General features: G+C 63.8%; 7 protein-coding genes. 4 read left to right on the top strand and 3 right to left on the bottom strand.

Going from position 1 to position 5,713, the window contains the following annotated elements:
* Window positions 1-123: 123 nt before the first annotated feature.
* From QCM77_RS45240 to QCM77_RS45230, 3 genes are all read right to left on the bottom strand, one after another.
* Entirely contained in the window at window positions 124-342 is a 219-nt protein-coding gene (locus QCM77_RS45240; RefSeq protein WP_279667006.1) for a hypothetical protein, read from the bottom strand.
* A 1-nt stretch (window position 343) separates the two neighbouring features.
* Window positions 344-1,000, bottom strand: coding sequence for an acyl-homoserine-lactone synthase (locus QCM77_RS45235; protein WP_280097054.1), 657 nt, complete (start codon window positions 998-1,000; stop codon window positions 344-346).
* Window positions 1,001-1,082: 82 nt separating this feature from the next.
* Window positions 1,083-1,811, bottom strand: coding sequence for a helix-turn-helix transcriptional regulator (locus tag QCM77_RS45230; RefSeq protein ID WP_279691367.1), 729 nt, complete (start codon window positions 1,809-1,811; stop codon window positions 1,083-1,085).
* 168 nt (window positions 1,812-1,979) lie between these two features.
* On the opposite strand from QCM77_RS45230, the gene QCM77_RS45225 reads away from it, so the two are divergent.
* From QCM77_RS45225 to QCM77_RS45210, 4 genes are all read left to right on the top strand, one after another.
* Window positions 1,980-2,156 carry a hypothetical protein gene (locus tag QCM77_RS45225; protein WP_279667003.1) on the top strand — a complete coding sequence of 59 codons (177 nt, stop codon included), beginning with the start codon at window positions 1,980-1,982 and terminating at the stop codon, window positions 2,154-2,156.
* 127 nt (window positions 2,157-2,283) lie between these two features.
* Complete coding sequence (locus QCM77_RS45220; RefSeq protein ID WP_280097053.1) at window positions 2,284-3,222, top strand: LysR family transcriptional regulator; 939 nt, start codon at window positions 2,284-2,286, stop codon at window positions 3,220-3,222.
* 144 nt (window positions 3,223-3,366) lie between these two features.
* Window positions 3,367-4,245 (top strand): shikimate dehydrogenase, encoded by an 879-nt coding sequence (locus QCM77_RS45215; protein ID WP_280097052.1) that lies wholly within the window; start codon window positions 3,367-3,369, stop codon window positions 4,243-4,245.
* A gap of 58 nt (window positions 4,246-4,303) precedes the next feature.
* Window positions 4,304-5,434, top strand: coding sequence for an ABC transporter substrate-binding protein (locus tag QCM77_RS45210; protein ID WP_280097051.1), 1,131 nt, complete (start codon window positions 4,304-4,306; stop codon window positions 5,432-5,434).
* Window positions 5,435-5,713: the final 279 nt, after the last annotated feature.

Genomic DNA, 5,713 nt, shown 5'->3' with positions numbered 1-5,713 from the left:
CAAACAAAGCGGCTGCATCTTCGCCCACTGGGCGTCCGTCAAAACGAATCGCTGCATCCAAAACTCCTTTCGGAGCTTGAATCACGGACGTTCCAATCTGTGAATCCTGAATCTCAACAGACCCTAGTGCGACGTCATCTGCCGGGGAAGGTCATCCGGCTCGGCGAGCACGCTGTTGGCCGTCGCGGCTTCCAGCGCCGCCATCCGGAACAGATAGGCAAGCGTCGCCAATCCGGTGTCTTCCGCCATCTGCGCCAGCTCGAGCGCCATGTCGGACATGTAGCCGAGATTCTCGTCCTTGGTCTGCGCCATGATCTGGCTGTACCGCATCATGTTCGACATCTCAGGCGCTCTTTCGTTGCGCGGCGAGGCCGCAAAGGTTGGCACGGGCGACCGCGTCCAGACGCGGGCCGTCCTGTTGCACGATCGAAGCCACGCCGATGCGATCACGCAGGGCATCGAGCGTCTCCCGGCGAATGTCGATCGTCGCCGCCATGGTCCACGCGTTCTCCACCAGAGCCGGCAGACCGAGCGCGGTCACGACGAAGCCGGCCTCATGGAAGCGCGGCAACCACCAGGTCTCCATGATCGCGCTGACCTGCGCGATCCCCTGACCGAGGCAGAACTCCTGCACCGCCGCCATCAGTTGCAGGTTGAGCGCGCCATCGCGGCGATCGCGCACGACGAAGTAGCGCGACCATTCCCAGACCAGAGGATCCACCGGGCAGCCGCGCACCGCCGCCAGATGAGGGAAGACCTCGCTCATCATCGAAGGCTTGGTCGTCGGGTAGAGTCGGTGACCGCCGATGACGCGGCGCCCCTCCAGCGCAAGCAGATAGACGGTGTCCTCGTCGTCATAGGAATCGATCTCGCGGCAATCCGGCCTGCGCAGCGTCTCCCAGTGCCGCTCTTCGACGAAGATGTCGTGCCGCAACCGGAAATGCTGATCGAGTACGTCTTCGTAAAGGTGGCGATTTACAGCAGAAATGGCGTGAATCATGAAAGCCCCCGTTCATTCTCAATGGGGGCAGCCTCTGCGAAAAGAGGCAGGTTCGATATTGGGAAATTTCCCAGTACGTCGCTTAGGGATTGATGATCTTGTTGCGAATCGCCAGCGCAACCGCATGCGTACGGTTGACGGCGCCGAGCTTGCGTCCGGCGGTTGCAAGATGCTCTTCGGCGGTACGCTGCGTGATGTGCAGTATCTCGCCGATTTCCCAGGCCGATTTGCCTTGCGAGGCCCAGGAGATCACCTCGCGCTCGCGCGGGGTGAGGCGCGTCGACGGATACGGCGCCGGATCGAGCAGACGGCGAATGTGGTCGAAACCATACATCGCCATCAGGTGAAGTGCCGGCTTGCTGCGCGGATTGAGGTCGAGATGGACGCCTCCGAGCGACACCGCGGCTTCGTAGCCGGTGAGCCCGTGGATCGGCACGATGAAGCCGCGCCTCATGCCAAAATCGGTGGCGCGGTTCATCACCTCGGCCGCGTTCGGCTCGAGTTCGGCATCATAGGGCGCTTCCGACCATTCGAACGGGTTGACCGATTGCCGGCACAGCCGGACCACCGGGTCGAAGCGATCGTAGTTGTTTTGAGTGTAGAGATTGAACCATCCCGCCGGCCAGCGCTTGGCGAGCACCATCTGTGCAAACCGTTGGTCGGGGTTGGGCAATCCCGTCACGATAATGGTTTCGAAGCCGAAGCGACCAAAGGCCGATTCTAGCGCATGCATGGCGTCGGGCACCTTGCGATAGGTACCGAGGCCCTCGATGAAGTCGAGCGCCTCCCGGCCATAATCCACGGCGGACATCGGTGCGTTTCCTGACCCTCGCCGTTCGGTATAGCACGTCTTTGGGGACTGCCTCAATTCACCGCTTCCGTAGTTTTCCGGTATCCCCATTGACCCTGCGGATTTAATCTACTTGTGGAAGAAGTGACGTCAAGATACACCTATGACGTCTGAAGCGGGAAAACCACGATGGAAGACGAGGACATCGCCCTCAACAGCGTGCTCGGCCTGGAACTCAATCGCGTGTTTTTCGCCGTCCGCGAAACGGCAAACAAGCAGAAGATCATCGAGTTCGCGCGCGAGGTGCTGCAAAGCGAGCGCGCCAGGCCGGCAGACAGCGCCGCGCCGGAAGGACCGGCGAGCTAGAACGCAGTTGCAGCAACCGACGCCGATCAAAACAGATCGTGCGACGACGCCGCCCTTACCGCTGGCTGACATCATGGCTCTCTCATGAGATGATCGCGACCACGATTATCTTTCGGATGCCCAGGACATGATGACGCTGCGCCAGGTTGAAGTGATCCGTGCCGTGATGGTGACGGGCACCATCGGCGGCGCGGCGAAGCTGCTGAACGTTTCGGCGCCGGGCATCAGCCGCCTCGTCAAATACACCGAGCGCTCGCTCGGCATCCGCTTCTTCCAGCGCCAGAACGGGCGCTATTTCCCGACGCCGGAAGCCGAGAACATCTTCGAGCAGATCAACGGCGTCTACAAGAAGGTCGATGACCTCTCCGAGCTCATCTCCAAGATCGGCCGCGGCGGATTGTCGGAGCTGCGCATCGGCTCGGTGCCGAGCATCTCGCAGGTGATGGTGCCGCGCGCGATCGAGCGGGTCCGCCGCCGCTATCCCGACCTCGGCATCGACATCAACATCCTCAAGCTCGAGGAAGCCATCGACTATCTCCTGCTCGGCCGCGGGGAGTGTGTCGCGATGAGCTACCGGCTGGAGCATTCCGGGCTCGACTTCATGCCGCTCGCCTCGGGCGAGCTCTATTGCATCGTGCCATCAGGCCACGAGCTCGCCGGCCGCAAGCAGGTCTCGGCCGCCGATATCACCCGCTATCCGCTGATCGGCATCGATCCCAACGACCCCTACGGCCGGATCATGGCCGAGATCTTTGCGCGCAACCGGCTCGACTACAACATCACGATCCGCGCGCGCTTCGGCACCACGGTCTGCGCGCTGGTGAAGGCGGGGCTCGGCATCGCCATCATCGACCAGTTCACGGTCGCCCATGGCGGCTACCCCGGCATCGAGCTGTTGAAGATCACCGAGCCGACGCGGTTCGACACCTACATCGCCGTGAAGCGCGGTGCGCCGCTGTCGCTTCACGTCGAGTACTTCATCGAGTCCCTGCGCGCCGAGATGCGCGCGGTGGAGCCGTCCCGCGGCAACGGCAAGGCGTCCCCGGCGCGCGGGCGCAAGAAATAACATTATGTTAGGTTTGCCCGATAAATGGGTAATTGTGTTAGGCGGGGGAAAGGCTATCGTCGCACTCGGAAGCCCCCTTGGAATTGCGCGGATTTCCCCGCTAATGGCCGAGACCGAACGCTCCCAACGAGACGATAGCCAACCATGTCCAAGCGCGGATACGCCGCCAGCAAAAAGCTCCTCACCGGCCTGATCGGCGCGCCGATCGCGCATTCCGCCTCCCCTGCCATGCATGAGCGCGCCGCCGAGGCGCTCGGGCTGCGCGGCCATTACCAGCTCATCGAGGTCGCCGGCGCCGATGCGGCCGGGCTCCGCATGATGCTCGAGGGCGTGCGGCGGCTCGGCTTTGCCGGCGTCAACGTCACCTACCCCTACAAGGAAGCGGTGGTCCCGCTGCTCGACGAGCTGGCGCCGGGCGCCGCCGCCATGGGCGCGGTCAACACCGTCGTCGCCAGGGACGGCCGGCTGACCGGCCACAACACCGACACCACGGGCTTCGCGCGCGCGGTGGCGCCGCTGCTGGCGCCGTCCGGCAACGCCGTCGCCGTGATCGGCGCCGGCGGCGTCGGCAAGGCGATCGCATTTGCCCTGGCGAGCCTGGACGTGACCGACATCCGCATCTTCGACAGCGAGCCGGCGCGCGCCGAGACGCTCGTCTCCCTGCTGGCCGCGCAGGGCGTCGCAAGGCTGGCGTCGAGCACCGAGGACGCGCTGCAAGGCGCGACCGGCCTCGTCAACGGCACGCCGGTCGGGATGCTGCCGAACCGCGGCATGCCTGTCCCGGCCACCCTGCTGCATGAAAAATTGTGGGTTGCGGACGCCGTCTACTCGCCGCTGATCACGCCGCTGCTGGCAGCCGCACAAGCCAGGGGCGCGCGGATCATGACCGGGCGGGAGCTTGCGATCTACCAGGCCGCCGACGCTTTCGAACTGTTCACGGGCCTTGCCCCATCGACAGAGGTCATGGGAGAGGCATTTGACGAGGTGATGGCGGCACGAAGCTCAGCCTATCACGCAGCGTAACCGAAGCGGCCGGACACAAGGCCGCGCACAACATCAACGAAAAACGGGAGGAGAGACCATGAAATCGACCATTCTGGCAGGCGCGCTGCTTGCCTTCGCGACTGCAACCAGCGTCCACGCCCAGGCGATCAAGCTCGCCGACGTCGCCGAGCTATCCGGCGGCGGCGCCACCGTCGGCACCAACTGGAAGAACGGCATCGACCTCGCGATCGAGGAGATCAACGCCAAGGGCGGCGTGCTCGGCCGCAAGCTCGAAGTCACTCATGCGGACTCGCAGTCCAACCCGGGCGTCGCGCGCGCGCAGGTGCAGAAGGCGCTCGACGCCGAGCCCTATGTGCTGCTCGGACCCGGCTATTCCGGCTCGGTCAAGGTGACCGCGCCGCTCGCGGCCGAGGCCGGCATCGCGCAGATCATGGGCGGCGAAGCCGCCGAGTTGACGCAGGCCGGAAACAAATTCCTGTTCCGCACCTCGTTCGGCCAGCAGTCCTCGATGCCGAAGGTCGCCAAATACATTCACGACGACATGAAGGCGAAGTCGGTCGCTGTGATCTGGGTCAACAATGATTTCGGTCGCGGCGGTCGCGATGTCGTGGTCAAGGAGCTCGACCGGCTCGGCTCCAAGGTCGTCGCCGATCTCTCGACCGAGGCGGGCCAGGCCGATTTCGCCGCCGACGTCGGCAAGATCAAGGCCGCCAATCCCGACGCCGTGTTCGTCTACCTGAACGAGGAAGAGAGCGCGCGCATCCTGAAGGAGCTGAAGCGCCAGGGCGTCACCGCGCCGCTGATGGGCGAGACCACGCTGATCGGCCAGAAGGTGATCGAGCTCGCGGGCGATGCCGCCAACGGCGCGCGCGGCCATGTCGGCCTCACCACGGATGCGCCGGTCGAGCTGATCAAAGCGTTTCGCGACAAGTTTGCGAAGAAGTACAATTACGTGCCCGACCATAACGGCCTCAAGGGCTATCTCGCGGTCTACATGGTGAAAGCCACGACCGACAAGATGGGCAAAGTCGATTCCAAGGCGTTCGCCGACACGCTGCATGGCCTGACCGTCAAGGCCGCGGACGAGCCGGGCATCTTGATGGACGTCACCTTCAGCGACACCGGCGACATCGATCGCCAGAGCTTTCTGGTCGAGGTGGTCGAAGGCAAGCAGGTGGTGAAGCAGGTATTGCCGAAGGTGAGGTGAAATTCTTGGCCTCTCCTCGCTCCTGTCCGCCGAAGCTTTAGCGAAGGCGGACGCGGGGCGAGATCTCTCTTCTCCCTCGCCCCGCTCTTCGCGGGGAGAGGGTTGGGGTGAAGGGTGCTTCGGCAGTCACGGTGACAATCGAACTCGCGGAAAGAGCCCCTCACCCCAACCCTCATCTGCGCTAGGTTAGTCGTGCGCGGAGATTGTCGTGTTGTTTTTGGCGCCGTCGCGGTGGTTCGCAGAGGTGGCGGCGGGTTCGGCTGAAGAGATTACGGACAG

This window comes from Bradyrhizobium nivariense, from assembly GCF_029846695.2.
Taxonomy (GTDB): Bacteria; Pseudomonadota; Alphaproteobacteria; order Rhizobiales; family Xanthobacteraceae; genus Bradyrhizobium.
Note: the sequence above shows the minus strand (reverse complement) of the source record. Positions and strands in the feature narration are given on the sequence as shown.

Coding starts and splice junctions, on each gene's coding strand:
- QCM77_RS45220 (WP_280097053.1), top strand. CDS start 2,284: ATGATGACGCTGCGCCAGGTTGAAGTGATCCGTGCCGTGATGGTGACG.
- QCM77_RS45235 (WP_280097054.1), bottom strand. CDS start 1,000: ATGATTCACGCCATTTCTGCTGTAAATCGCCACCTTTACGAAGACGTA.
- QCM77_RS45210 (WP_280097051.1), top strand. CDS start 4,304: ATGAAATCGACCATTCTGGCAGGCGCGCTGCTTGCCTTCGCGACTGCA.
- QCM77_RS45240 (WP_279667006.1), bottom strand. CDS start 342: ATGTCGAACATGATGCGGTACAGCCAGATCATGGCGCAGACCAAGGAC.
- QCM77_RS45215 (WP_280097052.1), top strand. CDS start 3,367: ATGTCCAAGCGCGGATACGCCGCCAGCAAAAAGCTCCTCACCGGCCTG.
- QCM77_RS45230 (WP_279691367.1), bottom strand. CDS start 1,811: ATGTCCGCCGTGGATTATGGCCGGGAGGCGCTCGACTTCATCGAGGGC.
- QCM77_RS45225 (WP_279667003.1), top strand. CDS start 1,980: ATGGAAGACGAGGACATCGCCCTCAACAGCGTGCTCGGCCTGGAACTC.